General features: G+C 72.6%; 21 protein-coding genes and 1 riboswitch. Of the genes, 9 read left to right on the top strand and 12 right to left on the bottom strand.

Annotated elements, in window-relative coordinates; all coding sequences use genetic code 11:
• The first annotated feature begins 35 nt into the window (after positions 1-35).
• Positions 36-1,268, top strand: coding sequence for a methyltransferase domain-containing protein (locus ACGF5U_RS15990; RefSeq protein ID WP_392714629.1), 1,233 nt, complete (start codon positions 36-38; stop codon positions 1,266-1,268).
• A 119-nt stretch (positions 1,269-1,387) separates the two neighbouring features.
• On the opposite strand, the gene ACGF5U_RS15985 is transcribed toward ACGF5U_RS15990, so the two are convergent.
• The 3 genes from ACGF5U_RS15985 to ACGF5U_RS15975 form a co-directional block, all read right to left on the bottom strand.
• Positions 1,388-2,941, bottom strand: coding sequence for an FAD-binding protein (locus tag ACGF5U_RS15985; protein ID WP_392714628.1), 1,554 nt, complete (start codon positions 2,939-2,941; stop codon positions 1,388-1,390).
• Between the two features lie 153 nt (positions 2,942-3,094).
• Complete coding sequence (locus ACGF5U_RS15980) at positions 3,095-3,940, bottom strand: ABC transporter permease (RefSeq protein ID WP_392714627.1); 846 nt, start codon at positions 3,938-3,940, stop codon at positions 3,095-3,097.
• Positions 3,937-4,959, bottom strand: coding sequence for an ATP-binding cassette domain-containing protein (locus ACGF5U_RS15975; protein ID WP_392714626.1), 1,023 nt, complete (start codon positions 4,957-4,959; stop codon positions 3,937-3,939). The genes ACGF5U_RS15980 and ACGF5U_RS15975 overlap by 4 nt, the downstream gene beginning before the upstream one ends.
• A gap of 293 nt (positions 4,960-5,252) precedes the next feature.
• On the opposite strand from ACGF5U_RS15975, the gene rdmE reads away from it, so the two are divergent.
• Positions 5,253-6,863 (top strand): aklavinone 12-hydroxylase RdmE, encoded by a 1,611-nt coding sequence (gene rdmE / locus ACGF5U_RS15970; protein ID WP_392714625.1) that lies wholly within the window; start codon positions 5,253-5,255, stop codon positions 6,861-6,863.
• Between the two features lie 10 nt (positions 6,864-6,873).
• On the opposite strand, the gene ACGF5U_RS15965 is transcribed toward rdmE, so the two are convergent.
• The gene (locus ACGF5U_RS15965) at positions 6,874-7,857 is read right to left on the bottom strand and encodes a helix-turn-helix transcriptional regulator (protein ID WP_392714624.1); all 984 of its coding nucleotides are present in this window, start codon (positions 7,855-7,857) and stop codon (positions 6,874-6,876) included.
• A 475-nt stretch (positions 7,858-8,332) separates the two neighbouring features.
• Here ACGF5U_RS15965 and ACGF5U_RS15960 point away from each other — a divergent pair, with 475 nt between their 5' ends.
• Positions 8,333-8,938, top strand: a complete 606-nt coding sequence (locus ACGF5U_RS15960) for a DNA-binding response regulator (RefSeq protein WP_392714623.1) — start codon at positions 8,333-8,335, stop codon at positions 8,936-8,938.
• A 40-nt stretch (positions 8,939-8,978) separates the two neighbouring features.
• Here the strand turns inward: ACGF5U_RS15960 and rfbB are convergent, their stop codons facing one another.
• The 5 genes from rfbB to ACGF5U_RS15935 form a co-directional block, all read right to left on the bottom strand.
• Positions 8,979-9,992, bottom strand: coding sequence for a dTDP-glucose 4,6-dehydratase (rfbB, locus tag ACGF5U_RS15955; protein WP_392714622.1), 1,014 nt, complete (start codon positions 9,990-9,992; stop codon positions 8,979-8,981).
• On the bottom strand, positions 9,989-11,056 hold the full coding sequence (locus ACGF5U_RS15950) for a glucose-1-phosphate thymidylyltransferase (RefSeq protein WP_392714621.1): 1,068 nt from the start codon (positions 11,054-11,056) through the stop codon (positions 9,989-9,991). Before ACGF5U_RS15950 ends, rfbB begins: the two co-directional genes overlap by 4 nt.
• A gap of 58 nt (positions 11,057-11,114) precedes the next feature.
• Positions 11,115-12,662: an MFS transporter gene (locus ACGF5U_RS15945; protein WP_392714620.1), complete on the bottom strand. Its 1,548-nt coding sequence runs from the start codon at positions 12,660-12,662 to the stop codon at positions 11,115-11,117.
• 83 nt (positions 12,663-12,745) lie between these two features.
• Positions 12,746-13,393: a hypothetical protein gene (locus ACGF5U_RS15940; protein WP_392714619.1), complete on the bottom strand. Its 648-nt coding sequence runs from the start codon at positions 13,391-13,393 to the stop codon at positions 12,746-12,748.
• Positions 13,390-15,081 carry a protein kinase gene (locus ACGF5U_RS15935; protein ID WP_392714618.1) on the bottom strand — a complete coding sequence of 564 codons (1,692 nt, stop codon included), beginning with the start codon at positions 15,079-15,081 and terminating at the stop codon, positions 13,390-13,392. The genes ACGF5U_RS15940 and ACGF5U_RS15935 overlap by 4 nt, the downstream gene beginning before the upstream one ends.
• 232 nt (positions 15,082-15,313) lie before the next feature.
• On the opposite strand from ACGF5U_RS15935, the gene ACGF5U_RS15930 reads away from it, so the two are divergent.
• Together ACGF5U_RS15930 and ACGF5U_RS15925 are read left to right on the top strand one after the other, a co-directional pair.
• The gene (locus ACGF5U_RS15930; protein WP_392714617.1) at positions 15,314-16,717 is read left to right on the top strand and encodes an FAD-dependent oxidoreductase; all 1,404 of its coding nucleotides are present in this window, start codon (positions 15,314-15,316) and stop codon (positions 16,715-16,717) included.
• A 339-nt stretch (positions 16,718-17,056) separates the two neighbouring features.
• Entirely contained in the window at positions 17,057-19,717 is a 2,661-nt protein-coding gene (locus ACGF5U_RS15925; protein WP_392714719.1) for a SpoIIE family protein phosphatase, read from the top strand.
• A gap of 183 nt (positions 19,718-19,900) precedes the next feature.
• Here ACGF5U_RS15925 and ACGF5U_RS15920 read toward each other — a convergent pair whose 3' ends face one another.
• Positions 19,901-20,695: a VOC family protein gene (locus ACGF5U_RS15920; RefSeq protein WP_392714616.1), complete on the bottom strand. Its 795-nt coding sequence runs from the start codon at positions 20,693-20,695 to the stop codon at positions 19,901-19,903.
• A gap of 140 nt (positions 20,696-20,835) precedes the next feature.
• On the opposite strand from ACGF5U_RS15920, the gene ACGF5U_RS15915 reads away from it, so the two are divergent.
• Positions 20,836-21,165 (top strand): hypothetical protein, encoded by a 330-nt coding sequence (locus ACGF5U_RS15915; RefSeq protein ID WP_392714615.1) that lies wholly within the window; start codon positions 20,836-20,838, stop codon positions 21,163-21,165.
• 111 nt (positions 21,166-21,276) lie between these two features.
• Complete coding sequence (locus ACGF5U_RS15910; RefSeq protein ID WP_392714614.1) at positions 21,277-21,753, top strand: archease; 477 nt, start codon at positions 21,277-21,279, stop codon at positions 21,751-21,753.
• An 81-nt stretch (positions 21,754-21,834) separates the two neighbouring features.
• Here the strand turns inward: ACGF5U_RS15910 and ACGF5U_RS15905 are convergent, their stop codons facing one another.
• The gene (locus ACGF5U_RS15905) at positions 21,835-23,247 is read right to left on the bottom strand and encodes an RtcB family protein (RefSeq protein WP_392714613.1); all 1,413 of its coding nucleotides are present in this window, start codon (positions 23,245-23,247) and stop codon (positions 21,835-21,837) included.
• Between the two features lie 162 nt (positions 23,248-23,409).
• Between ACGF5U_RS15905 and ACGF5U_RS15900 the strand changes: the two genes are divergently transcribed.
• Positions 23,410-24,063 carry a phosphoribosyltransferase gene (locus ACGF5U_RS15900; protein ID WP_392714612.1) on the top strand — a complete coding sequence of 218 codons (654 nt, stop codon included), beginning with the start codon at positions 23,410-23,412 and terminating at the stop codon, positions 24,061-24,063.
• Positions 24,064-24,161: 98 nt separating this feature from the next.
• Here the strand turns inward: ACGF5U_RS15900 and ACGF5U_RS15895 are convergent, their stop codons facing one another.
• A complete protein-coding gene (locus tag ACGF5U_RS15895; RefSeq protein WP_392714611.1) occupies positions 24,162-24,614 on the bottom strand; it encodes a YbhB/YbcL family Raf kinase inhibitor-like protein in 453 nt (150 codons plus the stop codon).
• Positions 24,615-25,014: 400 nt separating this feature from the next.
• Positions 25,015-25,202, top strand: a riboswitch (cyclic di-AMP (ydaO/yuaA leader).
• Between the two features lie 4 nt (positions 25,203-25,206).
• Between ACGF5U_RS15895 and ACGF5U_RS15890 the strand changes: the two genes are divergently transcribed.
• Positions 25,207-26,034 carry a transglycosylase SLT domain-containing protein gene (locus ACGF5U_RS15890; RefSeq protein WP_392714610.1) on the top strand — a complete coding sequence of 276 codons (828 nt, stop codon included), beginning with the start codon at positions 25,207-25,209 and terminating at the stop codon, positions 26,032-26,034.
• Positions 26,035-26,134 lie beyond the last annotated feature (100 nt).

The raw sequence follows: 26,134 nt of genomic DNA, 5'->3' as shown, positions 1-26,134 counted from the left end.
CGGCGCCACGCAGCATCGGGAGGGATCGAGGGATCATGGAGCCGAACGAGACGACGTGCCGGATCTGCGGCGGCGTAGTGCGGGAGTTCTTCGACTTCGGCCGGCAGCCGCTGTCCGACCGGTTCCCGTCGGAGGACGAGCTGGACGAGGAGTTCTTCTTCCGGCTGGCGGTGGGGATGTGCGCCGAGTGCACCATGGTCCAGTTGCTGGAGGAGGTTCCCCGGGACCGCATGTTCCGCCACGACTACCCGTACCACTCGTCCGGGTCGCGGCGGATGCGGGAGCACTTCGCGCGGACCGCGCGCACGCTGCTGGCGACCGAGCTCACCGGCCGGGACCCGTTCTGCGTGGAGATCGGCAGCAACGACGGCATCATGCTCCAGGTGATCGGCGAGGCGGGCGTACGGCACCTCGGGGTCGAACCGTCGGGCGGGGTGGCGGAGTTGTCCCGCGCGAAGGGCGTCCAGGTGCGGACCGCGTTCTTCGAGGAGTCCACCGCGCGGGAGATCGCCGACGAGCACGGCCCCGCCGACGTGATCTACGCGGCCAACACGGTCTGCCACATCCCCTACCTGGACTCGGTGTTCCGGGGGGTCGACGCGCTGCTGGCACGGGACGGGGTGTTCGTCTTCGAGGACCCGTACCTCGGCGACATCGTGGAGCGGAACACCTTCGACCAGATCTACGACGAGCACTTCTACCTCTTCACCGCGAGGTCGGTGCGGGCGGCCGCCCGCCGGTTCGGGTTCGAACTGGTCGACGTGGAGCGGCTGCCGGTGCACGGCGGCGAGGTCCGGTACACGATCGCGCGGTCCGCGGGGCGGCCGGCGGCGGCGCGGGTCGATGAGCTGATCGCCGAGGAGACCCGGCGCGGACTGGGCGAGTTCGGCACGATGGAGAAGTTCGGCGCCGAGATCACCCGGGTCTGCGACGACCTGGTGGCCCGGCTGCGCGAACTCCACGACCACGGCTTCTACGTGGTGGGGTACGGGGCGACGGCCAAGAGCGCCACGGTCATCAACTACGCGGGCATCGGCCCCGATCTGATGCCGTACGTCTACGACACGACACCCGCGAAGGTGGGGCGGCACCTGCCCGGGTCGCACATCCCGATCCGGCCGGCGGACGAGTTCGGCCCGCCGTACCCGGACTACGCGGTGCTGTTCGCGTGGAACCACATCGAGGAGGTCAAGGCACGGGAGGCGGGCTTCACGGCGCAGGGCGGCCGCTGGATCCTGTACGTCCCCGAGTTCCGGCTCGACTCCTGACCCGGCGCCCGACCCCGCGACCCGGTTCGCGGCACACCGGGAGGCGCGGACCCGCGAACGGTCCGCGCCTCTCGCGTACCCGGGCGGCGCGCCTGCCCGGGGCACCCCGCCCGCCCGGGTCAGGTGGAGTCGCCGGCGTGGCCGGGCAGCCGCACGGACAGGGCGTGGCGGAACGTGTCGCGGGGGTCCCAGCGCTCCTTCACCCGCTGCAGGGCCGGGTAGTTGTCGCGGAAGTAGAGCCGGTGCCAGGGCGCGTCGCCGGTGTTCAGCGCGGGGTCGGCGAGGTCGGCGTCGGCGTAGTTGACGAAGGCGCCGCCGTAGCCGCGCGCGGGGTCGGGGACGCCGCCCGCGTCGGCGAACACCTCGCGGTAGGAGCCGCGCACCCAGTCCAGGTGGTCGGCGTCCTCGCGCCCGTCGAACCAGAACACCGACCAGTACACCTTGAGCACGGCGTCCCGGTGGGCCATGGCGGTGTCGGCCTGACCGACGCTGTTGACGGCGCCGCCGTGCGAGAGCAGATAGACCGTCGCCGCCGGGTTGTGGTAGCCGTCCCGGTCGGTGAGCCTGCGGTGGACGAGGTCCGTCTGCTCGTCGGTCCAGGCGGTGCGCAGGAACGCGGCCTTGGACTTGAAGCGGCCCTTGATCCCGGCGAACTCGTCGGGTGCCAGCGTGGTGGTCAGCCAGGGCAGGGTCGTCGTGCCGGCCTCGGGGCGGGCGCCGACGCCGCGGCGCACGTCGGCGAGGAAGGCGTCGGTGAGCTCGTCCGCGTCGGCGCGGGTGGCGTCGACGGCCGTCTCCAGGGTGAGGGGGCCGGCGCCGGCACGGGGCAGGGCGAGGCTGTTGTCGAGTGCGGCGCCGGGATCGTCGGCGGAGCTGTGCCGTTCGTGCCAGGTGCCGAAGTTCCGTACGAGGGTGCGGAACGCGGACGGGTCGATGTCGGCCCAGTCCCAGCGGAGCGTCTTGCGCAGGACGGCGGCGGGCGGCACGGGCAGCGGGGCGGCCGTCCAGGCGGCCGGGGTGCGCGCGGCGGAGGCGGCTGAGGTCTCGGGCGAGCGGAACAGGTAGCGGGTGACCACACCGAAGGTGCCTCCTCCGCCGCCGGTGTGCGCCCACCACAGGTCCCGGTGCGGGTCGGCGTCGTCGCGGGTGGCGACCACGGCACGGACCCGGCCCGAGCCGTCGACCACGACGACCTCCACCCCGTGGAGATGGTCCACCGACAGGCCGTGGCGGCGGGAGAGCGCGCCACCGCCGCCGCCCGCCACATGGCCGCCCACGCCGACACCGGGGCAGCGCCCGGCGGGGACGGTGACGCCCCAGCCGAGGAACAGCGTCCGGTACATCGCGCCGAGGGTGGTCCCGGCGGCGACGGAGAACGCGCGGTGCTCCTCGTCGTAGTGCACGGCGCTCATCTCGGACACGTCGAGGACGGTGGCGACCGCCGGGTCGTCGACGAGCGCCTCGAAGCAGTGGCCGCCGCTGCGTACAGCGAGCCGGTGGCCGCCGTCGACCGCGTCCCGCACGGCCCGGACGGTCTGCTCGGTGGTGCGGACGACGCGGATGGTGTCGGGATCGGGCCGGAAGCGGGCGTTGATCCCCCGGTCGACGAGGTCGGCGTAGCGCGGGTCGGTCCGGTTCACGACGACGGGGTCCGGCCAGGACGGTACGGACACGATGCCCCTTCCGATGGTCTTCTCCGTGCCCGCGGGGCCGCCGGTGCGGGCGGCCCCACGGGGGGACTCGAACGATAGGAGGGGCCCGTCGTGGCCATCAACGCCGTTCGAGCGGGGCGCGAGCGCGCCACGAGCGGCTCTTCCAGCGGGCCGTCAGTGGGCGTTCTTGTTGCGGTAGAGGTGCATGGTCAGCGGCCCGAACACGGCCACGATGCCGGCCGAGACGAGGAGGACGAGGCCCACGTCCCAGAACCCGGCGGTGCCGTGCATCAGTTCCCGGGAGGCGGTCGCGGCGTGGCTGATCGGGTTGGCCTGGACGACCGTCTGCATCCAGCCGGGCATGGTGTCGGGCGACACGAAGATGTTGCTGGTGAACAGCAGCGGATACAGCGCGATCATGCTGGTGCCGGAGACACGTTCCGGTTCGCTGGCGACGACGCCGAGCGCGGCGAAGATCCAGCTGACGCTGAACGCGAAGACGATGAGGACGAGCATCGCCAGGAGGACGCCGATGACGCCGCCGCCGGGCCGGAAGCCCAGGAGCAGACCGAGGGCGACGGTGGTCGTCAGGGCGAGGACGTAGCGGAGCACATCGCCCAGGAGGCTGCCCGCGAGGGTCGCGGGCTGCCAGAAGGGCAGGGTGCGGAACCGGTCGAACACCCCTTTGTGGATGTCGGTGTTGAGGGCGGTTCCGGTGTAGACCGTCATCATGATGACGCTCTGCACCGCCACACCGGGCAGGAAGAACTGCAGGTAGTTCTCGGTGGAGTCGGCGAAGGCGCCTCCGAAGAGGTAGGTGAACATCAGCAGGAAGATCAGCGGCATCAGCACGATGTCGATGAGCTGCACCGGGAAGTGCTTGAACGCCATCATCGCCCGCCACAGATGGGTGAGCGTCGCGGAGAGCGCCGTCGCCTTCGGCGGGCGTTCACCGGCGGCGAGGACGGTGCGCAGGGTGCCGTCCTTCGTCGGTTCGAGGATCTGCGGGGTGGTCGTCATGCTGCCTTCTCCTCACCGGTGCGGTCGCCGGAACCGCCGTCGCGGGTGCCGTTGTCGCGGGTGCCGTTCTCCTCGGGCTTGTGTCCGGTCAGCGACAGGAACACCTCGTCCAGGCTGGACTGGCCGAGGGAGAAGTCGCGTACCTCGACGTCCGTGCGCGCCAGGACGGCCAGGGCCCGCATGACCTGCTTGCTGTGGGACACCCGGGCCGTCAGCGCGGCGGGGTCGGAGTCCGGGTAGACCGTCACACCGAGTTCCCGGGTGAGGATCCGTTCCGCCTCGGGACGCCACTTCTCGTCGTGCAGCCGCAGGTGCAGCACGTCGGAGCCGAGGGAGGACTTCAGCTCGCCCGTGGTGCCCTCCGCGATGACGCGGCCGTGGTCGATCACGGCGATGCGGTCGGCGAGCTGGTCGGCCTCGTCCAGGTACTGGGTGGTGAGCAGCACCGTGGTGCCGGTTCCGACCAGTTCCCTGACGATGTCCCAGACCTGGTTGCGGCTGCGCGGGTCGAGCCCCGTGGTGGGTTCGTCGAGGAAGAGGAGGTCGGGGGTCACGACGATGCTGGCGGCGATGTCCAGCCGTCGCCGCATGCCGCCGGAGTACGTCCGCAGGAGGCGTTCGCCCGCGTCGCGGAGCCCGAACGCGTCGATCAGTTCGTGCGCCCTCTCCCTGGCCCGGCTCCAGGAGTAGCCCTGGAGCCGGCCCATCATGACGAGGTTCTCTATTCCGGTCAGCCCCTCGTCCACGGACGCGTACTGTCCGGTGACGCTGATGAGCTTGCGGACGGCGTCGGGGTCGCGTTCCACGTCGTGACCGAAGACGCGGACGGTGCCGCCGTCCGCGCGGAGCAGGGTGGCCAGCACCCGGATCAGCGTGGACTTGCCGGCGCCGTTGGGTCCGAGGACGCCGTAGACCAGGCCGGCCGGCACCTGGAGGTCGAGTCCATCGACGGCTTTCGTCTCGCCGAAGACCTTGATCAGGCGCGACGTTTCGATGGCCAGTGTCGACTGCGCGTTCACAGTGATCCCCCAGCGGTCGTTCGGAAGGGTTGCGTCGTGCGGAGCGGAAGCTCCCGGTCACGTGTCTTCACCTTCGGTACGTTAGACCCCATTGCGGACACTTCATGGCCGCGATCGATCCCGCCGACCGAGCGATTTCCCGGGCCTTCTCCGATCCTTCTCCGGGCCTTCTCCGGGACGTCCCAGGGGACGGTTCGAGCGGTTCTCGTCGCCGCTTCGAGGCCCGGCGCGGACCCTGGGCGCACGGCCGGGAAACGGTGCGGGAAGCGGTGCGGCGGAGTGCGGAGGTGGCCATGGACGGCGGGCCCGAGGTCCAGGTACTGGTGGTCGGCGGTGGCCTCGGCGGCCTGTCCGCCGCGATGTTCCTCGCCCAGCGGGGCGTGCGCGTGCTGCTGGTGGAGCGGCACCCGGGGACGTCGGTGTATCCGAAGGCGGCGGGCCAGAACCCGCGCACGATGGAGCTGATGCGGATCGGCGGGATCGCCGACGAGGTGCGGGCGGCCGCCGACATCCGGGGGCCGCGCGGCGACTTCTCCATAAAGATCGCCGAGACGGTCGGCGGTCGTGTGCTGCACACGTTCGCGGAGAGCTTCGACGAGCTGGTCGGGGCGACCGAGCGGTGCACGCCCATGCCGTGGGCGCTCGCGGCGCAGGACCGCGTGGAGCCGATCCTGCGGGCGCGTGCGGAGAAGTACGGCGCCGACGTCCGGTTCGCCACCGAACTGGTCTCGTTCGAGCAGGACGGTTCGGGCGTCACCGCCGTGCTGCGTGACACCGGGGGCGGCGCCGCGTACCCCGTACGCGCGCGCTACCTGGTCGCGGCGGACGGGCCGCGCAGCGCGATCCGCGAGCGGCTCGGCATCACCCGGCACGGTCACGGTTCGCTCGCGCACTTCATGGGCGTCATCTTCGACGCGGACCTGTCGGCGGTGCTGCCGCCCGGCTCCACCGGCTGGTACTACCTGCGCAACCCCGCGTTCACCGCCACGTTCGGGCCCACCGACGACCCGAACCGGCACACCTTCTACGTGCGGTACGACCCCGCCGCCGGGGAGTCCCCGCAGGACTACACGCGGGAGCGGTGCGCCGAACTCATCCGGCTGGCGGTCGGCACGGCCGACGTGTCGCCCGCCATCCTCGACGTCCAGAGCTGGGAGATGGCCGCGTACATCGCCGACCGGTGGCGCGACGGCCGGGTCCTGCTGGTGGGCGACGCCGCCAAGGTCACCCCGCCGACGGGCGGCATGGGCGGCAACACCGCGATCGGCGACGGGTTCGACGTGGCGTGGAAGCTGGCGGCCGTGCTGCACGGCGAGGCCGGTGACGGGCTGCTCGACAGCTACGGGCGGGAACGGGCGCTCGTGGCCCGGCTGGTGGTGGACGAGTCGCTCAGCGTCTACGCCGAACGGATGGCTCCGGAGCTCGTCGGCGAGGTCCCGGAGGGACACGGGACGGCGGAGGTCGTCATGGGGTTCCGGTACCGCTCCGACGCCGTCGTGGTCGAGGACGACGATCCCGCGCCGACGGAGGATCCGCTGCGCCCCTCCGGCCGCGCCGGGTTCCGGGCGCCGCACGTGTGGATCGAGCGCGACGGCCGCCGGGAGTCCACCGTGCACCTGTTCGGCGCCGGGTGGGTGCTGCTGACCGCCCCGGGTGGTCACGGGTGGGCGCGGGCGGGCCGCGACGTGGCCCGGGAGCTGGGCGTGCCGCTCGACACGCTGGGAGCCGGTCGCGAGCTGACCGACCCGGGCGGTGAGCTGTGCCGGACGTACGGCATCGGGGCGGCGGGCGCGAGCCTCGTCCGCCCGGACGGGGTGGTCGCCTGGCGGAGCGCGCAGGAACCGCCCGACGACGACGGCCACGACACGCTGCGCGCGGTGCTGACCCGGGTGCTGGCCCGCTGACGGGCGCGCGTCAGTCGCGCACGGCGGCATCCGGCGCGGCGCCCGCGACGGAGCGGGCCAGCCGCTCCGACAGCTCCTGTACGTACGCGATGAGTTCGGGGGGTTCGTGGACCTCGAACTCGATCGTGAACAGGCCGATGGTGAGTGCGAGCCACTCCAGCGAATCGGCCGCCGTGCGCAGCCGGCAGGTATGGTCGTCCACCGCCGTGAGGATGCCGTCGCGCGGCCGCACCCGTTCGGCGACGACCTCGATGGGCGCGTGGAACGTCACCAGCGCGCGGTAGCGGGCGAGCGACGACGTGATGGACTGGGCGACGTACGCGGCGGCGTCCTCGGCGGGCAGTTCCCGCTGCCGGAAGCGCACCCCGGTGAGCAGGGGCGCCTCCATCCGGTCGACGCGGAACGTACGCCAGTCCTCGCGTTCCATGTCCCAGGCCAGCAGGTACCACTTCCGGCTGACGTGGACGAGGCGGTAGGGCTCCACCAGGCGGCTGCCGCGGTCGCCGTCCCGCTTGCTGTAGGTGAATCTGAGCCGTTGCAGGTCGCGGCAGGCCTGGGCGACCGAGGCCAGGTACTCGGGGTTGGCGGTGGGACCGGCGCCGAACATGGGCACGGTGTAGTTCTGGAGCGCGTTCACCCGGCTGCGCAGCCGTTTCGGCAGGACCTGTTCGAGCTTCGCCAGCGCGCGGATGGACGTCTCCTCGATGTCCGCCACGGTGCCGCCGGCCGCCGTGCGCAGGCCCACGGCGATGGCGACGGCCTCGTCGTCGTCGAGCAGCAGCGGCGGCAGGTCGGCGCCCGCCTCCAGCCGGTAGCCGCCTCCGACGCCCGGTATGGCGTGTACCGGATAGCCGAGTTCGCGGAGCCGTTCGATGTCGCGGCGCAGCGTCCGGGGACTCACGTCGAGTCGCTCCGCGAGCTTGCTGCCGGGCCAGTCCCGGCTGTTCTGCAACAGGGACAGCAGTCGGAGCATGCGCGATGGAGTCTCGGCCATGACTCCAGGGTGCCAGCAACTGCGGTCAGTTCCCGGCCGCGTTTCGATCACGGCTGATAGACGTCTGCCGGTCCGGCAGGCGTGGCACGCGCGGGAGCCGCGTCTTATAGTCGTGGAAAGATGCCTCGGTAACGCGATACCGGCTGTCGGAAGGCGACTGGAGGCGGGTTCCTCCACGCCCTGACCGGGATTCCGTGAGTGCGTCGGCCAGTGGCGTCGACAACGGGGGAGCGAATGACGAGCACACCGTCCGAAGTCGCGGTGCCCGACGTGTCAGTGTCCGCGGTTCCGGTGTCGCAGCCAATTCAGGACGACCCGCGCATCGCGGCGCGCGGCGCCCTTCCACTCGTCCGGCGTCCCTGAGGAGGGCGGCACCGCCACCGCTCTCGCACGTCACCAGCGACCCGCGCGCCCGTACCCGCCCGCCGACCGGCCCGACCACCGCTCGGCTGGAATGCCCTGGGGGGAACTCAGAGTGATACGCGTCGTCATCGCCGAACACCTCGACATGGTCCGTGCCGGTCTGGTCCTGCTGCTGGACCGGGAACTCGACATCAAAGTCGTCAGCTCCACCGTCAACGGCAGCGAATTGATTCCGACGGTCCTCGAATACGGTCCGGACGTCGCCCTCATCGATGTGGATGTACAGGAAAGGGAAAGCCTCACGGCGGCTGTCGAGATCCAGGAGTACCTGCCGGACTGCCGGACCCTGTTAATGGCGCGTTTCGCGCGCCTCGCCACCGTGCGACAGTCCCTGACGGCCGGTCTCGGTGGTCTGGTTCTCAAGAAATCCCCACCGGTCCATCTCGGGGACGCCATACGCCGGGTGCACGCGGGCCATCGCGTTTTCGACACCGATATGACGCTCGCCGCGTGGGGAAACACGGGCTGCCCGCTCACGGAGAGGGAGATGGAGATACTCCAGCACGCGGCGGCCGGGGACGGGATCTGCGAGATCGCCCACAAGCTGTCCCTGTCCCCCGGCACCGTTCGGAACTATCTGACGACGATCGTGCGGAAGATGGACGCCCGCAACCGGCTGGACGCGGTCCGCATCGCGAGCACGTCGGGCTGGATCTGACGGCTGGACACGGCGGACACCTGACAGCGGCCGGACACGTTCAGGCCAACTTCCTCCGCTGTCGCCCGTCCGTCACCAGAGGCTCCCACCAGGCCCGGTTGTCCCGGTACCAGTCCACGGTCCCGGCCAGACCGGCCGTGAAGTCCCGTCGCGGCCGGTAGCCGAGCAGGGTGGCGATCTTCCGGTCGGAGACGGCGTACCGCCGGTCGTGGCCCTTGCGGTCGGCGACCGGCTCGACGGCGTCCCAGTCCGCGCCGACGGCGTCGAGCAGCAGCCCGGTGAGTTCCTTGTTGGACAGTTCGGTGCCGCCGCCGATGTTGTAGATCTCTCCGGGGCGGCCCGCCGTGCGCACGAGTTCGACGGCGCGCACGTGGTCGTCGACGTGCAGCCAGCCGCGTACGTTGCCGCCGTCGCCGTACAGCGGCACCCTGCCGCCGTCCAGGAGCCGGGTGACGAACAGCGGGATGACCTTCTCCGGGAACTGGTACGGGCCGTAGTTGTTGGCGCACCGGGTGACACGCACGTCGAGGCCGTGGCTGTGGTGGTACGCGAGGGCGAGCAGATCGCTCGCCGCCTTGGTGGCCGCGTAAGGTGAGCTGGGCCGCAGCGGAGCGGTCTCGTCCCAGGCGCCGACGTCGATCGAGCCGTACACCTCGTCCGTCGAGATGTGGACGAACGTCCGCCGCGTCCCGCCGTCCGTGTGCCGCAGCACCGCGTCCAGCAGGGTCTGGGTGCCGACGACATTGGTGCGCACGAACTCGCCCGCGCCCGTGAGGGACCGGTCGACGTGCGATTCGGCGGCGAAGTGCACGATCTGGTCGTGCGCGCGCACGAGGTCGTCCACCAGGGCGGTGTCGCAGATGTCGCCCTGGACGAAGGCGAACCGGTCGCTGCCGCGCACCGTGTCGAGGTTGGCCGGGTTCCCCGCGTACGTCAGCCGGTCGAGGACGGTGACGCGGACGGCGGGGTCGCCGTCCGGTCCCAGGAGCGTCCGGACGTAGGCCGAGCCGATGAACCCCGCGCCGCCCGTGACCAGGATGTCCGTGGGTGTCATAGGGAGATCTCCACTCTGCTGTCGTCGCCGAGGATGAGGCAGGTTCCCGCGGGCACCCTGGGGGCGGGGCTCACCGTCACATTGCGTCCGATCAGCGACCGCTGGACCCGGCGTGTCCCGCTGAGGCGGGAGTCGCGCAGCACGATGGAGAACTCGATCTCGCTGTCCTCGATCCGGCAGTCGTCCGCGATCGAGGTGTAGGGGCCGATGTACGAGCCGCTGATGACCGTGCCGGAGCCGATGATCGCGGGGCCGACGATCCGGGAGCCCCGGACGCGCGCGCCCGCCTCGATCCGGACACGGCCGACCAGTTCGCTGGTGGCGTCGACGTCGCCCTCGACGCCTGGCTCGATGGAGTCGAGGACGGAGCGGTTCACCTCCAGCATGTCGCCCGCGTTCCCGGTGTCCTTCCAGTATCCGGAGATCGTGGTGAACCGGACGTCGCAGGGCCGGTCGATCAGCCACTGGATGGCGTGGGTGATCTCCAGTTCGCCGCGCCAGGACGGGCTGATGGCGCGGACCGCCTCGTGAACGACGGGCGTGAACAGGTAGATGCCGACCAGCGCGAGGTCGCTCTTGGGCCGGCGGGGCTTCTCCTCCAGGCCCACGACGCGCCCGTCGGGGCCGATCTCGGCGACGCCGAAGTTCGTCGGGTCGGACACCCGGGTCAGGAGGATCCCGGCGTCGGGGCGCTCGGCCCTGAACCTGTCGACGATGCCGGTGATGCCGCCGACCACGAAGTTGTCACCCAGGTACATCACGAAGTCGTCGTCGGCGAGGTAGTCGCGCGCGATCAGCACCGCGTGGGCGAGTCCCAGCGGCGCCTCCTGCGGCAGATACGTGACGCGCAGGCCGAACTTGCCCCCGTCGCCGACCGCGTGGGCGATCTCGTCGGCGCTGTCCCCCACCACGATGCCGACGTCGGTGATCCCGGCCCTCGCGATGTCCTCCAGGACGTAGTAGAGGACCGGTTTGTTGGCCACCGGGACCAGTTGCTTGGGCGAGGTGTGGGTGAAGGGACGCAGCCGGGTCCCCGAACCTCCGGACAGCACGAGAGCCTTCATGCCGCGGACGCTACGCGGACGCGCTCAAGTCCGGGTGGTGAACCGATGGGGGTTCGGTTCAGTGGGCGCCGATGCCCGACGACCCCTGGAGGCGCTCCAGATCGGAGGGGCGTACCTGGATGACGAACAGGGCGATCACCGCGCCGATCGCGGCGAACACGGCGGCCGTGATGAACCCCGCCGACGCACCGGACGTCAGGACCTCGTCGGCCCAGGGAGCCGGCAGGTCCCCGGTGCGCTGGAAGCGCAGGCGCTCGGCGTCCGTCGCCCGGGCGAGGAAGTCGGCGACCTGCCGTCTCCCCTCGCCGGCGCTGGCCGTGCCGAACACCGTGACCAGGATGGACAGGCCGAGCGAACCGCCGACCTGCTGGTTGGCGTTGAGCAGTCCCGATGCGGCGCCGGTCTCGCCGGTGGGCACGTTGGAGAGCGCCATCAGGGTGAGGGAGACGAACTGCATGCCCATGCCGAGGCTCAGGACGAGCATCGGACCCAGCACGCTGCCGAGATAGGTGGAGTGGGCGTCGGTCAGCGTCAGCCAGCCGAGGCCCGCCGCGGCGAGCAGGGCGCCGCACACCATGAACGGCTTCGGGCCGTACTTCGGCAGCAGCTGCGAGGCCAGTCCCGCACCGACCGCGATGACCGCGCTCACGGGCAGGAACGCCAGCCCCGCCTGGAGGGGGCTGAAGTCGAGGACGTTCTGCACGAACAGCGTCAGGAAGAAGAACATCCCGAAGATCGCGGCCGCCAGGCTCAGCATCATCCCGTAGGTGCCCGCCCTGTTGCGGTCGGTGAACATGTGGAGCGGTGTGATCGGCTGCCTGGACCGGCGCTCCACCAGGATGAACACCGAGAGGATCACCACGGCCGCCGCGAACGACGCCACCGTCAGCCCGTCGCGCCAGCCCTCCTGCGCGGCGCGGATGAAGCCGTACACGAGCAGGACCATGCCTACCGTCGAGGTCAGCGCGCCCGTGACGTCGAAGTGGCCGGGCCGCCGCTCGGACTCCTTGATCCAGCGCGGTGCCGCGAGGGCGATCAGCAGGCCGATCGGTACGTTGACGAACAGCACCCAGCGCCAGTTGAGCCACTCGACGAGCATCCCGCCGGCGAGCAGGCCGATCGCGCCGCCGCCGGCCGAGACGGCCGCGAACACCCCGAACGCCCGGTTGCGTTCCGGGCCTTCCTTGAACGTGGTGCTGATCAGGGCGAGGGAGGTCGGTGACGCGATGGCGCCGCCGACGCCCTGGAAGGCCCGCGCGGCGAGGAGTTGACCGGAGTTCTGGGCGAGCCCGCCGAACAGGGAGGCGAGGACGAACACCAGGACGCCGATGACGAACATCCGGCGCCTGCCCAGGATGTCGCCGGTGCGTCCGCCGAGGAGCAGCAGCCCGCCGAAGGTGAGCGTGTAGGCGTTGACCACCCACGACAGGCTGGTGGTGGAGAACTCCAGCGACCGCTGGATCTGCGGCAGGGCGATGTTCACGATGGTGATGTCGAGGACCACCATCAGCTGGCACGAGGCGATGACCAGCAGCGCCATTCCGTTGCCGCCGCCCGCTCGGGGGGTGGCGGCACGAGGCGTGGGAGTCGGCCGGGACGTGGTCATGGCGCAGTACCCTCAGGGAGGGTCCGTGGACGGAGCCGTCCACCGTTCAACGGTACGTCCGGGGCCGGGGCGTCACCAGTCGATCAAGCACCGCCGCTCGGGCAGGTGTACACGAAGTCGGCCCCCGCCAGGCGCCGGCCGGGCGACAGGATCTCCAGCTCGGCCCTGGCCCGGTACTCCCCCTCGCCGCTGAAAGTCCACAACAGGTGCAGCCTGGCCTCGGTCTGGCCGCGCCGTACGGTCTCGCGCAGCTCCTCCGACACGGTGCCGTCACTGCGCACCCAGCGGTAGACGAGGGTGCCGGGCCGGCCGTCGGTGGTGACGACGCCGACGACGTCGGCGGTGCCCTCGCAGCCGGGTCCTGTGGCGGCGGTCCGCACGGCGACGTCCCGCACGGCCACCGTCGGCGCGTACCGCTGCCAGGCCAGGAAGGCCAGCACGCACAGCAGGACGACGGCGGGCAGGGCGAACCGGCGTACGGCCGAACCCCGGCGCGGCGGGCGGGAGTCGGGAGCGGCGGGGGCGTGGGCCGCCCTCAGGTCGAGCGCGGCCGCGGTCACGCCGGGCCCGAACCGCAGGACGACGCCGTCGACCCGGTCGGGCCGCGCGTCCGCCACCACCGGATACGGCTCGGTGCGGGGCTCCGGCGGGTCGTCGGGGCGCTGGATCCAGTGGCTGGCCAGCGCGGTCGCGCTGTAGTCGCTGTCCTGCTCGTCGCTCTCGTGGTTCATCGGAGCTCGCACCGCCGTGTCAGGAGCTGCTGGGTGGAACCGCCGTTGGCGGGTGCCGGGTCGCTGCCGGCCCGGACGCTCCAGTAGCAGCCTTCGCCCTGGAACGTGTGGGTGAGCGTCAGGGTGTAGTGCGTGGCGCCGCTGCGCCGGAAGGTCTGGGTGGCGCCGTCCTGGGTGCCGGCGGCGCCCTTGGTGTCGCCGGTGGCCCAGGTGACGGTCAGTGTGAGCGGACCTGTGCCGTCGGTGGTGATGTCGAACGTGGCGGTGGCCGTGGTGAAGTCGGTCTGCCGGAAGTCGGTGACGGACACCGCCTTCACGTTGGGCGGTACGGGCGTGGGCGTCGGCGGCTCGGTCGTGGTGGGCGGTGGCTCCGTGGGCGGGGTGGTGAACGGGGAACCGCCGTGTGTGGGGCCGCTGCCGGTGAGGCCCGGGGAGGGTGTCGCCCCGCCCGGATGCCCGGGTGCCGGAGTCGTGGTCGGGGTCCGCGTGGCACCGGCGCTCGGGCTCGCGCCCGTGCTCGCGCCGGCGCTCACGCTCGCGCTCGGCTGGGGGGACGTGCTGGCGGAGGCGCTCGCGGACGGCGCGGGCGACGGGGTGGCGGGCGTGCCGTCGACGCCGGTCGTGGCGACGGCCTGCGCCGATGTGGACCGGGCCCCGTTGTCGCCGGCGTGCGCGCCGAGCGTCAGGATCAGGGCCAGGACGAGCGCGGAGACCATGGCGCTGATGCCGAGGCCGTTCGGTTTCCAGGCGTACCACCAGCTGTCGTCACGTCCGCCCAGGGACGTGGACGCCACGTCCGTGCTGCTCTCCGCCCGCTCGCCCGCCGACGGGAACAGCAGGGGCAGCAGGGCCGCGAGGGCGGCGAGCCTGCCCCGGCCGCGCTCCTCCCAGTCGGGCCCGTAGGCCGCCCCGGCGATGGCCTCCAACTCCTCGACGAACAGGGCGGCTTCCTGCGGCCGGTCCTCGGGCGCCTTGGCGAGGCCCTTGCGGATGAGCGGCAGCACCGGTTCGGGAACGTCGTCCTCGGGCACCGGGTCGCCGAGGTGGCGCAGGGCGAGTTCGGCGAAGTTGTCGCCGGTGAACGGCTTCCGCCCGGTCAGGCACTCGTAGAACGTGGCGGTCGCCGCGTACACGTCGGCGGCCGGCGACGCGGGCCCGCCGGTCCACTGCTCGGGCGCCATGTACGCCGGGGTGCCGGCCACCCCGGCGACGGCGCCCCGGTCCACGGCGATCCCGAAGTCGACGAGCGTGGACGAACCGTCGGCCGCGACGAGGACGTTCTCTGGCTTGTAGTCCCGGTGGACGACACCGGCGCCGTGCGCCGCCGCGAGGCCCAGCAGGGAACCCTTGAGGACGACGAGCGCCGCCTCGGGTCCGACGGGCCCGTGCCGCTTCAGCACGGCACGCAGGGCGAGGCCGTCCACCAGCTCCATCACGATGGCGGCGCCGTCGGGCGCCTCCACGTACTCGTAGAGGCCGACGACGTACGGCGAGCGCAGCGCGGCGAGCAGCCGTGCCTCGCCCCGGAACGCGTGCACGAACGCCGTGTCCGTACGGAGCGCCTCACTCAGGTACTTCACCGCCACGGGTACGCCGGTCGTGTCGTGGACGGCCAGCACGACCCGGCCGCTCGCGCCCGAACCGAGCTCACGGGTCTCCGTGTACCCGGGCACCGACCACGCGTTCATACGGTCTCCTCACCGCCATGACGACTTCCCCCAGAGGGGACACATTTTCGCCACGGCCGGTTCCCGCCAGGACCACGGCCCCACCGGTCGTCCACCGGCGACCCGCCGGGCCGCCGCCGGAGCCCCTCCCGGGCGTTCCCCGCGCCTTCGGCCCGCCGCGCGCCGCCGTACGGACCGCTATAGCGTCGGAAGCAGCGGACACGCTCACGGCCACGGTCACCGAGGAGGCCACATGGGCCACCGCAGAGGAAGGGCGGCCGGCACCGGCCCGGTCGCGGGGACGGCGATCGTCGTGGGGGCGAGCATGGCCGGGCTCTGCGCGGCCCGGGTGCTGGCGGAGCGGTTCGGCGACGTCGTCGTGATCGACCGGGACGCCCTCTCGGACGGCGCCGGATGGCGGCACCAGGTGCCGCAGGGCCGGCACGCGCATCTGCTGCTCTACGCGGGCGGGCAGCTCCTGGAGGAGTGGTTCCCCGGCATCTCGGAGCAGCTCGTCGCGGGCGGCGCCACCGATGTGGACGTCTGCCGCGACCTGTACTGGCACCAGGCGGGCGGGGTGCTGCGCCGGCCCGCTTCCAGGCTGCGCGGACCGGCCATGTCACGGCCGTATCTGGAGGCGACGGTCCGTGACCGGGTGGCCGACCTGCCGAACGTGGTCATCCGTGACCGGACGGCGGTCACCGGCGTCGAGGCCGACGCCGCGCACGGACGGATCACCGGGGTGCGGCTCGCGGACGGCTCGGCCGCCGGGTGCGACCTCCTGGTCGACTCCACCGGCCGGCAGGCGCGCAGCCTGGAGTGGCTGAAACCGCTGGGCTACGACGCTCCGCCCACCTCCGTCGTCGGTGTCGACACCCGCTACGCCAGTCGTACCTACCGCCGTACCGAACAGCCCGTACGCGACTGGAAGGCGGCCGGGGTCGTCGGCGCCCCGGCCACGCGCCGCATGGCCATCGCCCTGCCGCTGGAGGGCGACCGGTGGATCGTCACCCTCGCCGGGCTGAACGGCGAGACGCCCCCGGCGGACGAGGAGGGCCGGCTGCGCTTCGCCCGCTCTTTGGAGGATCCCGTGATCGCCGAGGTCATGGCCGTGTCGGAACCGCTCGGCGAGCCGGTCTCGTACCGCTTCCCGGCGAACCTGCGCCGACACGTCGAGCGGCTGCGCCGCTTCCCGCTCGGCTGGATCACGATCGGGGACGCGGTCGCCAGCTTCGACCCGGTGTACGGCCAGGGCATGACGTCGGCCGCCCAGCAGGCGGCGGCGCTCGGGGCGTGTCTGGACCTGCACGGCACGCTCGACCGCGCCTTCTCCCGCCGGTTCTTCCGCGCGGCGGCCCACACCGTGAACGTGCCGTGGTCGCTGGCCGTGGGCGGCGACTTCGCGTACGCGGACACCACCGGCAGGAAGCCGCCCGGCACCGACCTCCTCAACCGGTACGTGGAGCGGGTCACCGTCGCGGCCCAGCACGACGACGACGTGCTGATCCGCTTCAACGAGGTCGCCGGTCTCGCCCGCCGCCCCGAGTCGCTGCTCGCGCCCGGTTTCGCCGTGCGGGCGCTGCGCACCGCACGCCGCGGACCGGTGGGACCGGCCACGGCACGGGCGGCGGGAACGCGGGCGGACGCCGGGGAATGACGGCGGGCGGCGGTCCGTCGGCGCGGGGCTCACGCGCGGTCGCCACCGGAAGACACCCGGTGTTAGAAAGAGGACATGAGAGGACGTCTCGGACGACCCGCGCGGAGTTCGGGCCGGGGTAGCTCCTTCGCCGGCCTCTTCCGGCGGCGCGGGCGAGCGGGACGCGCGGCCGTGAAGGACGGGCGGGACGCCGCCAAGGACGGGCCGGACGCCGCGCACGGCGGGCGAAACGGCGCTGAGGTCCGGCGCGACGCCTCCCCCAGGGGTACGCGCGCCGACGGGGGAACGCGCGCGGGAGCACGGCCCGGGAGCGGGCGGCGCGGGGCCCGGTCGGCCGCGCTGCTGGGCGCGCGCAGCGCCGCGGGTCAGGTCCTCGTCCTGCAGATCGTCGTCGCCGTGCTGCTGATCACCGCCGCAGTCGTCGCCCTCGCCTTCCAGGCGCGCTACGACAGCGAACGCGACGCCCAGCGCCGGTCGCTCGCGGCCGCCGAGTCGTTCGCCGACGCGCCGGGCACGCTGGCGGCGGTGCTGTCCGCCGACCCGACCCGGGCGCTGACGCCGTACGTCATGGAGGCGAAGCGGGGTTCGGGGGTGGACTTCATCGCGGTGATGGCGATCGACGGCACGCGCCTCGCGGACAGCGATCCGTCCCTGGTCGGCAGCCGCGCCGTCGGCGTGGAACCGGCCCTGACCGGTTCCGGCTTCACCGAGATCTTCGAAGGCGACCCGAACGACGCGGCGCGGGCGATCGTGCCCGTGACGGACGGCGACGGCACCGTGGTGGGACTGGTGGGGGCGGGGGTCACCATCGAGAGCGTCGGTGCCTCGGTCGACCGCCAGCTGCCGGTGTTCCTGGGCGCCGGCGTGGCCGCGCTCGTCCTCGCCGTGGGCAGCGCCGTGCTGGTCAGCCGACGGTTGCGGAGGCAGACGCACGGCCTCGGCCCCACCGAGATGACCCGGATGTACGAACACCACGACGCCGTACTGCACGCCGTGCGGGAGGGCGTGCTCATCCTCGGCGCCGACGGCCGCCTGGTCCTCGCCAACGACGAGGCCCGCCGGCTCCTCGAACTGCCCGGCGACGCGGAAGGCCGTCACATCGGCGACCTGGGCCTCGAACCGGGCACCGCCGACGTCCTCGCCTCGGGGCGCGCCGTCACCGACGAGGTGCATCTGGCGGGTGACAGCCTGCTGGCCGTGAACATCCGGCCCACGGACCCGCACGGCACTTCGGGCATCGTCGCCACCTTCCGTGACACCACCGAGCTGCGGGCCGTCTCCGGCACGGCCGAGGTGGCCCGCGAGCGCCTCAAGCTGCTGTACGAGGCCGGTGTGCGCATCGGAACGACGCTGGACGTCGTACGGACCGCCGAGGAGCTGTCGGAGGTGGCGGTCCCCCGGTTCGCGGACTTCGTCACGGTGGAGCTGCTCGACCCGGTCCTGCGGGGCGAGGAACCGTCCGGGGAGCCCACCGAGATGCGCCGGGCCGCCGTGACCGGGGTCCGCGACGACCACCCCCTGCAACCGGTCGGCGACCCGATCAGGTTCGACGTGGCGACGACCCCGATGGGCGCGGCGCTGGCCGGCGGCCGGGCCGTCCTGGAGGAGGACCTGACGGTCGCGCACGGCTGGCGCGAGCAGGATCCCGCGGGCGCCGACCGGGCCCTGGAGTACGGCATCCACTCCCTCATCGCCGTACCGCTGCGGGCGCGCGGCGTCACCGTCGGCATGGCGAACTTCTGGCGCTCGGAGCGGCTCGAACGCTTCGAACAGGACGATCTGGCGTTCGCCGAGGAGCTCGCCGCCCGCGCCGCCGTCGCCATCGACAACGCCCGCCGCTTCACCCGCGAGCACGCCATGGCCGTCACCCTCCAGCGGAGCCTGCTGCCCCGGGTCCTGCCCGAGCAGGACGCCCTGGAGGTCGCCCACCGGTATCTGCCCGCGCAGGCCGGGGTGGGCGGCGACTGGTTCGACGTGATCCCCCTGCCGGGGGCACGGGTCGCGCTGGTCGTCGGCGACGTCGTCGGCCACGGCCTGCACGCCGCCGCGACCATGGGCCGGCTGCGTACCGCCGTCCACAACTTCTCCAGCCTCGACCTGCCCCCGGACGAACTCCTCGGCCACCTCGACGAACTCGTCTCCCGGATCGACGACGAGGAGGGCGACGAGGGCGGCGCCGCCCTCACGGGCGCCACCTGCCTGTACGCCATCTACGATCCGTCGTCCGGGACGTGCAGCATGGCCACGGCGGGGCACTTCGCCCCGGCCGTGGTGCGCCCCGACGGCGGTGTGGACCTCCTGGACGTGCCCCTCTATCCGCCGCTGGGCCTGGGCAGTCAGCCCTTCGAGACCGCCGAGGTGCGACTGCCCGAGGGCAGCCGGCTCGTGCTGTACACGGACGGCCTGATCGAACACCGGGAGCGCGATGTGGACGCGGGCCTCGACCTGCTGCGCGCCACCCTGGCCGACGACGGCGACCGGACGCCCGAGGAGACCTGCCGGGCGGTGTTCGACGCGATGCTCCCCCCGCACCGCAGCGACGACATCGCGCTGCTCGTCGCCCGTACGAGGCTGCTGCCCGCCGACCGGATCGCCGACTGGGACGTGCCGCGCGACCCCTCGGCCGTCGCCCCCGTGCGGGCGGCCTGCGGCCGGCAGCTGGAGCGGTGGGGCCTGGAGGAGATCGGCTTCACGACGGAACTGATGCTGAGCGAGCTCATCACCAACGCGATCCGCTACGGCTCGGATCCGATCCACGTACGGCTGTTGCGCGACCGCACCCTGATCTGCGAGGTGTCCGACGGCAGCAGCACCTCCCCGCATCTGCGGCGCGCCGCCACCACGGACGAGGGCGGGCGCGGCCTGTACCTGGTGTCCCAGTTCGCGGGGCGGTGGGGAACGCGGTACACGCCGGGCGGCAAGGTGATGTGGGCCGAACAGCCGCTGACGGGCGGGCCGCAGCAGCCGGTGACGGCGCTGTTCGACGACCTGTCGTGGTGAGGCCCCGCCGGACACGGACACCGGGGGTGACAGGGTGCGGTGACGGGGCGGGGTGACCGGGCAGGGGTGACCGGGCAGGGGTGACCGGGCAGGGGTGCGCCCCCGGCCGGTGTCCCGTGCCGGGGGCGCATGGGCCGACCACGGACCGACGGGTCAGCGGCGGCCGGGGCCCGGGACCGACGCCTACATCTGGGCCGGCGTGAGCACCACGAAGTCCGCGCCGGCCGGGTCGGCGCACAGCGCGAGCCGCCCGACGCCCTCCGCGTCCTCCGGTCCCATCAGCACCGAGCCGCCGTTGTCCCTGACCCGGCCGACGGCGGCGTCACAGTCATCGGAGGCGAACACCGGGTGCCAGTAGGCCCTCCCGCCGGTCAGGGCGAGCTGGTCGGCGGGCATCTCCATCAGGCCGCCGTGCATGCGCTCCTCCGGCTGGCCGGACGGGGTGATCAAGGAGTACGTTCCGCCGCCGCCCGGGAGGCCCATGTCCTGGGTGGTCCAGCCGAACAGGTCGCCGTAGAACCCCTTGGCGGCGGCCGCGTCCGTCGTGTACAGCTCGGTCCAGCACAGGGCGCCCGGCCGGTCGGCGGCCTCCAGGCCGGTCATCTTGCCGGGCTGCCAGACGGCGAACTGACCGCCTTGCGGGTCGGTGTACTGGGCCAGCCGGCCCGCGTCCTCGGCGTCCATCGGCTCGACCCGGACGGAGCCGCCGAGGCGGCGTACGGTCTCGGTCGTGGCCGCGGCGTCCGGCGTGTGGAAGTAGACCATCCACGCCGAACGCGCGCCCTCCTCGGTGAGCGGACCGAGGCCGCCGACGGCCTTGCCGTCCAGTCTGAAGAAGCCGAACTCCTCGGCGTCGGGACCGAAGTTCTGGAACTCCCAGTCGAACACCGCGCCGTAGAAGGCGGCTGCCGCCGCGACATCGGGTGCGCCGAGGTCGAGCCAGCACGGGGAGCCGGGAACGAAGTCAGTGGTGATCACGGTGGTTTCCTTGGGTCGCGGATCGCGGGAGGCGCGTACCAGAGCAGCGTGTCACCGGGCACGGGGGCGCGCCCCCCGGGCACGGCGAACCGGTGACCCCGTCACGACGCGCCGTACCGGTCTGCGGCATGATGCGGTGCATGGTGGCCACGTCTCCCGACCGGCAGTGCACCGCGACGACCAAGGCCGGACACCGCTGCCCCACCGGGGCCGGTGCGTCCGGTCTCTGCCACGTCCACGACCCCGCCCTGCTGTGCGGACGGCCGAAGAAGCGCGGCGGGCGCTGCGGGGTGGCCACCGGCGGCGGGCCGTGCGCCACGCACGCGGACACACCGGCCCCGGAGGCCGGTGCGGTCACCGAACCACCCGCCCCGGACACGTCGGCGGCCGCGAGCGCGGCCACGGTGCCGGAGGGCTACGCGTCACCGGTACCGGCGGGGTTCGCGGCGCGCACCCTGAACCTCGGCTGACCCGTCCTCCGCACCGCCCCCGGGTCCGGCAGGTTCGGCCCACACGGCCCCGTGACGGATGCGGGCTGGGCGCGGCCGCATGTTCCGGGGACAGTGGGGAAACCGGTCGGCATGGCCGGCGACAGGGATGTCCGTGACGAGGACGGCGACGACGGCGGGCAGGCGCGACGCCCGGGCGAGGGCGGCCATCGCGCCGTGCCGCACACGGCCGACGTACGGATCGAGGCATGGGGCGGGAGCCGCGAGCAGTGCCTCGCGGAGGCGGTGCTCGCCATGGTCGAGTGCTTCGCGGACGTGTCGGGGGTCCGGGCGGACGCCGTACGCCAGGTACGGCTGGCCGAGGGACCCGACGACGACCTGCTGGCCACGCTCCTGGAGGAGGTCGTCTTCCGGCTGGAGGTGCACGGCGAGGTGCCCGTGGACGTGGAGGCGGAGAGCGTCGACGGGGACGTCGACATACGGCTGGCGATGACCGACATGGCGAACGTGCAGATCACCGGCGCCGCGCCGAAGGCGGTCTCCTGGAACGAACTGCGTCTGGCACCCGGTCCGTACGGCTGGTCGTGCGCGGTGACCGTCGACGTATGACCGCGTGGGACCGAGCCGGTGCCCTGCCCCTGGCGGTCCAGCCCTTGGCGGTCCAGCCCCCGCGGTCCGGCTCTTGGCGGTCTAGCCCTTGACGACGCCGAGCGGGACCAGGCGGGCCACCTTCCGGCAGAGGCCGGCGCCCTCGCTCGCCTCCACCACCGCCGTGACGTCCTTGTACGCCTCCGGGGTCTCCTCCGCGAGGGCACGCCACGACAGCGGCCGCACGGCGATGCCCTCGCTCTCCAGCCGGTTCCTCAGGTCCCTGCCGTGGATCGTGCGGGCGGCCTGGTGCCGGCTCATGACCCGCCCGGCGCCGTGGCAGGTGGAGTGGAACGCGTCGCCGCCCGGCACGCCGGTCAGCACGTACGAGGCGGTCCCCATCGTGCCGGGGATGAGCACCGGCTGGCCGGCCCCGCGCAGGTCGGGCGGCAGATCCGGGTGGCCGGGCGGGAAGGCCCGGGTGGCGCCCTTGCGGTGCACACAGAGCCGGCGCCGTTCGCCGTCCACCGTGTGCGTCTCGGTCTTGGCCAGGTTGTGGGACACGTCGTAGACGAGGGTGAGCCGGGCGCTCGCCTCGCGGCCGAAGACGCGGCGGGCCGCCTCGGAGAGCAGCTGGCGGTTGGCGCGGCCGTAGTTGGCGGCGGCGGCCATCGCCCCGAGGTAGTCCCGGCCTTCCGGCGAGTCCACCGGGGTGCACGCCAGTTGCCGGTCGGGTACGTCGATCCCGTACCGCGCCATGGCCCGGTCCATCGCCCGCACGTGGTCCGAGCAGATCTGGTGCCCGAGCCCCCGCGACCCGCAGTGGATCATGACGCAGATCTGGTCCCCGGCGATGCCGAAAGCGGCGGCGACCGCTTCGTCGTAGACCTCGGCCACCCGCTGGACCTCCAGGAAGTGGTTGGCGGAGCCGAGACTGCCGACCTGGCCGAGCCCGCGCTCGCGCGCCCGCTCGCTGACCTGCTCCACGTCCGCGTCGGCCACGGCCCCGCCGTCCTCGCAGCGCGTGAGGTCGCGTTCCTCGCCGTGGCCCTGTTCGACGACGTAACGCGAGCCGCCGTTCAGGAGCCGTTCCAGCTGGCCGTGGCCGGTGAGCCGCCAGACCCCACCGGGGCCCGCCCCGCGCGGGACGGTCCGGTCCAGGCCGTCCATGATCTCCGGGAGCGCCCGCCGGACCGTGCTCGCGTCGCGGTCGGCGGCGAGCAGCCGTACGCCGCAGGAGATGTCGAACCCGACGCCGCCGGGCGAGACGACGCCGCCGGCGTCGATGTCGGTGGCGGCCACGCCGCCGATCGGGAAGCCGTAGCCCCAGTGGATGTCCGGCATGGCGTACGAGGCGCCGACGATGCCCGGCAGCGTCGCCACGTTGGCGACCTGCTCCAGCGACTGCCGGGCGTCCCGCAGCAGCTCGGGCGACGCGAACACCACACCCGGGACCCTCATCCCCGGGCGCGGGTCGATGCGGTACCGGTAGGGGCGCTCCTCGACGAGTTCCATGGCGGCCTCCCCTGGAGGGGGTACCCGTGACGGCCGGGCCCATGTCGCCGGGCGGTGTCGCCGGCGCTCGTACGCGACACGTATGCGACACGTATGCGACGGGACGCACGGGGTACCGGGGAACGGACCGACGGAACGGCACTGCGGGAAGGGAGCGGCACCGTGCGCTTCGACGATCGTCGGCACGCCGGCCGGGAACTCGCCGCCCGGCTCCTCGAATGGGTGGGGGATCACGACCTCACGGGCGTCGTCGTCCTCGCCCTGCCGCGCGGCGGGGTACCGGTCGCGGCGGAGGTCGCCGGCGCCCTGCATGTGCCCCTGGACGTCCTGGTGGTCCGCGAGATCGCCGTGCCCGGCTCCCCGGACGTGGGGATCGGAGCGATCGTCGGCGAGGAGCCGCCGCTCTTCGACCCGGTGGCGATGCAGGCCCTCCACGTGAGCGAGGACAAGCTCGGCGCGGACGTCGCCAGGGAGCGGGTGGAGCTGCACCGGCGTGAGGCCCTGTACCGGGAGGGGCGCCCGGCGCCGACGGTACGCGGCCGCAGTGTCGTCCTCGTCGGCGACGGACTGGCGACAGGCATCACGGCACGTGCCGCGCTGCGCCATCTGCGCCGCCGGGAACCGGCCCGGCTGATCCTCGCGGTCCCGGTGTGCGCCCCGACCACCGCGGCGGCGCTGCGGGACGAGGCGGACGACGTCATCTGCCTCCGGGAACCCTCCGACTTCACGGCCGTGCAGGAGTGGTACGCCGACTTCGGGCAGGTCTCGGACGGCGACGTGATCGCGGACCTGCGCCGGCCGGCGGCCGGCGTCTGACCGGCGGGCCGTCCGGCGATCGAGCGGTCGAGGTGCCGTCCGGCGGTCGAGCGGTCGAAGTCAGGGGGCGGTCGGTCAGCACCGGTGGACGCGGCCGGTCAGCGCCCGTAGACGCCGACCAGGTCGCCGCTGGCGAGCAGGTGCTCGTCCACTGCTCGATGGACCTCGTCGGCGCTCGGGGCGTCCGACAGCACGCACGGCTCCGAGAGCGCGTAGACACGGAAGAAGTAGCGGTGGGCCTCGTCGCCGGGAGGCGGGTGCGGCCCGCCCCAGCCGGGCCGGCCGAAGCCGTTGACCAGCTCTGTCCCGCCGGGTGGCGACTGGCCCGCCGCCACCTCCCCGTCGTGCGGCTCGATGCCCACCACCGCCCAGTGGACGAACGTGCCCGACGGCGCGTCGGGGTCCTCGCACAGCAGCACCAGTTCGGTGGCGTCGTCCGGCACGCCGGACCAGGACAGCGGCGGTGAGGCGTTGTCCCCCTCCCACGCGTGCCGGCGCGCGATGGGGGCGTGGTCGTTGAACGCGGCACTTCTGAGTTCGATTCCAGCCATGCGGGCCGCAGTACCCCTGCCTCCGCCGGCCATGCTCCGGTGGCACCGCCGTACGGGCACGGCACCGAACGCCACACATGTCCGAATAGGGCAATTAGTCAGCCTTTTCGCACGAGTGGCCATCAGAGTCCCTTTCCGCTGGAATTAAGGGAATTCAGCACAGCGTCGGGCGATTTGCCACAGCAATCCAGGCGGGTGTGCATTCCGTGAGATGAATCACCCCGGCATCGGCCGCGCATGCGCGCCGATGCCGTCCTTTCCCGTGCGCCGCAAACACAGTTGAGTCATCCGGCGGCGACGAACCGTCCCCGCCTTGCAAGATCCATCGATCCATGGGATTGCAGGGGGGAATTCAAGCCTTGTTCTGCCCGGCTTCTCTCGTTTACGGTCACCGTCACATCCGGATGGACCGCCGAATCCTGCCGCCTTCCGGATTCCCCACCCACTCACGTACGGCAGGAGCGGGGGAACCAGGTAGGCCGCCGGTCCGGATTTCCGGAACGGCTCGGGGTGAAGTCGCGTCCCTTCGCGGCCGGACATCTCCAGTCCGAACCCGACAGCTCACCTCGCAGGCGACGGAGAGGAATGCGCCATGCCCGCACAGGGTAAGCACCGCCGCCCGAAGAGCAGCCGTATGACCCGTGGTCTCGCCGTCGCGAGCACCGGAGGCGCGGCGCTCGCCCTGCCGCTGACCGCGGCGATCCCCGCCCAGGCAGCCGCCCCGACCGCGGCTCCGGCCGGCGTGGTCGCGGCCCCGGCCGCCGCACCGGCCGCCGCACCGGCCGTGTCCGCCGCCGTCCGGGCCGCCACCGTCACCTACACCGTGGTCGCGGGGGACTCCCTTTCCCGTATCGCCCGCGAGCATTCCGTGAGCGGGGGCTGGAAGAAGCTGTACCAGGACAACAAGAAGGCCATCGGTGGCAATCCGTCACTGATCCGTCCCGGACTGGAACTCACGATCAAGGCGAAGCCGAAGGCGAAAGCGAAGGCGAAGAGCACCGCCAAGGCCACGTCGGCGGACACCGCGAAGCGTTCTGAGCCGGCGAGGGCGGACCGCTCGCAGCAGCGGACCGCTGTGGCGCCCAAGGTCGCCTCGTTCCCGAACAACCTCGACGGCTGGATCCTGGAATCGCTGAGCATCATGGAGCAGCGCGGTATTCCGGGTTCGTACGAGGGCATTTACCGGAACATCATGCGGGAGTCCTCCGGCAACCCGCTCGCCATCAACAACTGGGACTCCAACGCCGCGGCCGGAACGCCGTCCAAGGGTCTCCTCCAGGTCATCGACCCCACGTTCCGTGCCTACCACGTGCCCGGCACGTCGATGGACCCCTACGACCCCGTCGCGAACATCACCGCCGCGTGCAACTACGCCGCCGCCCGCTACGGCTCGATCGACAACGTCAACGGCCCGTACTGACAGAGCCTCGACACCCGGTCCCGGCCCCCACGTCAGCCCGGCCCCCACGTCAGCCCGGCGCTGCTGTGGGGGCCGGGCCCGTCCATGTGGCCGATCGCTC

The sequence above is a fragment of the Streptomyces sp. NPDC047886 genome, assembly GCF_043204435.1.
Lineage (GTDB): Bacteria > Actinomycetota > Actinomycetes > Streptomycetales > Streptomycetaceae > Streptomyces.
This window is presented reverse-complemented; position numbering and strand designations above follow the sequence as displayed.

Coding starts and splice junctions, on each gene's coding strand:
- ACGF5U_RS15965 (WP_392714624.1), bottom strand. CDS start 7,857: ATGGCCGAGACTCCATCGCGCATGCTCCGACTGCTGTCCCTGTTGCAG.
- ACGF5U_RS15945 (WP_392714620.1), bottom strand. CDS start 12,662: ATGACCACGTCCCGGCCGACTCCCACGCCTCGTGCCGCCACCCCCCGA.
- rdmE (WP_392714625.1), top strand. CDS start 5,253: ATGGACGGCGGGCCCGAGGTCCAGGTACTGGTGGTCGGCGGTGGCCTC.
- ACGF5U_RS15910 (WP_392714614.1), top strand. CDS start 21,277: ATGGCCGGCGACAGGGATGTCCGTGACGAGGACGGCGACGACGGCGGG.
- ACGF5U_RS15890 (WP_392714610.1), top strand. CDS start 25,207: ATGCCCGCACAGGGTAAGCACCGCCGCCCGAAGAGCAGCCGTATGACC.
- rfbB (WP_392714622.1), bottom strand. CDS start 9,992: ATGACACCCACGGACATCCTGGTCACGGGCGGCGCGGGGTTCATCGGC.
- ACGF5U_RS15895 (WP_392714611.1), bottom strand. CDS start 24,614: ATGGCTGGAATCGAACTCAGAAGTGCCGCGTTCAACGACCACGCCCCC.
- ACGF5U_RS15980 (WP_392714627.1), bottom strand. CDS start 3,940: ATGACGACCACCCCGCAGATCCTCGAACCGACGAAGGACGGCACCCTG.
- ACGF5U_RS15905 (WP_392714613.1), bottom strand. CDS start 23,247: ATGGAACTCGTCGAGGAGCGCCCCTACCGGTACCGCATCGACCCGCGC.
- ACGF5U_RS15930 (WP_392714617.1), top strand. CDS start 15,314: ATGGGCCACCGCAGAGGAAGGGCGGCCGGCACCGGCCCGGTCGCGGGG.
- ACGF5U_RS15940 (WP_392714619.1), bottom strand. CDS start 13,393: ATGAACCACGAGAGCGACGAGCAGGACAGCGACTACAGCGCGACCGCG.
- ACGF5U_RS15935 (WP_392714618.1), bottom strand. CDS start 15,081: ATGAACGCGTGGTCGGTGCCCGGGTACACGGAGACCCGTGAGCTCGGT.
- ACGF5U_RS15990 (WP_392714629.1), top strand. CDS start 36: ATGGAGCCGAACGAGACGACGTGCCGGATCTGCGGCGGCGTAGTGCGG.
- ACGF5U_RS15950 (WP_392714621.1), bottom strand. CDS start 11,056: ATGAAGGCTCTCGTGCTGTCCGGAGGTTCGGGGACCCGGCTGCGTCCC.
- ACGF5U_RS15915 (WP_392714615.1), top strand. CDS start 20,836: ATGGTGGCCACGTCTCCCGACCGGCAGTGCACCGCGACGACCAAGGCC.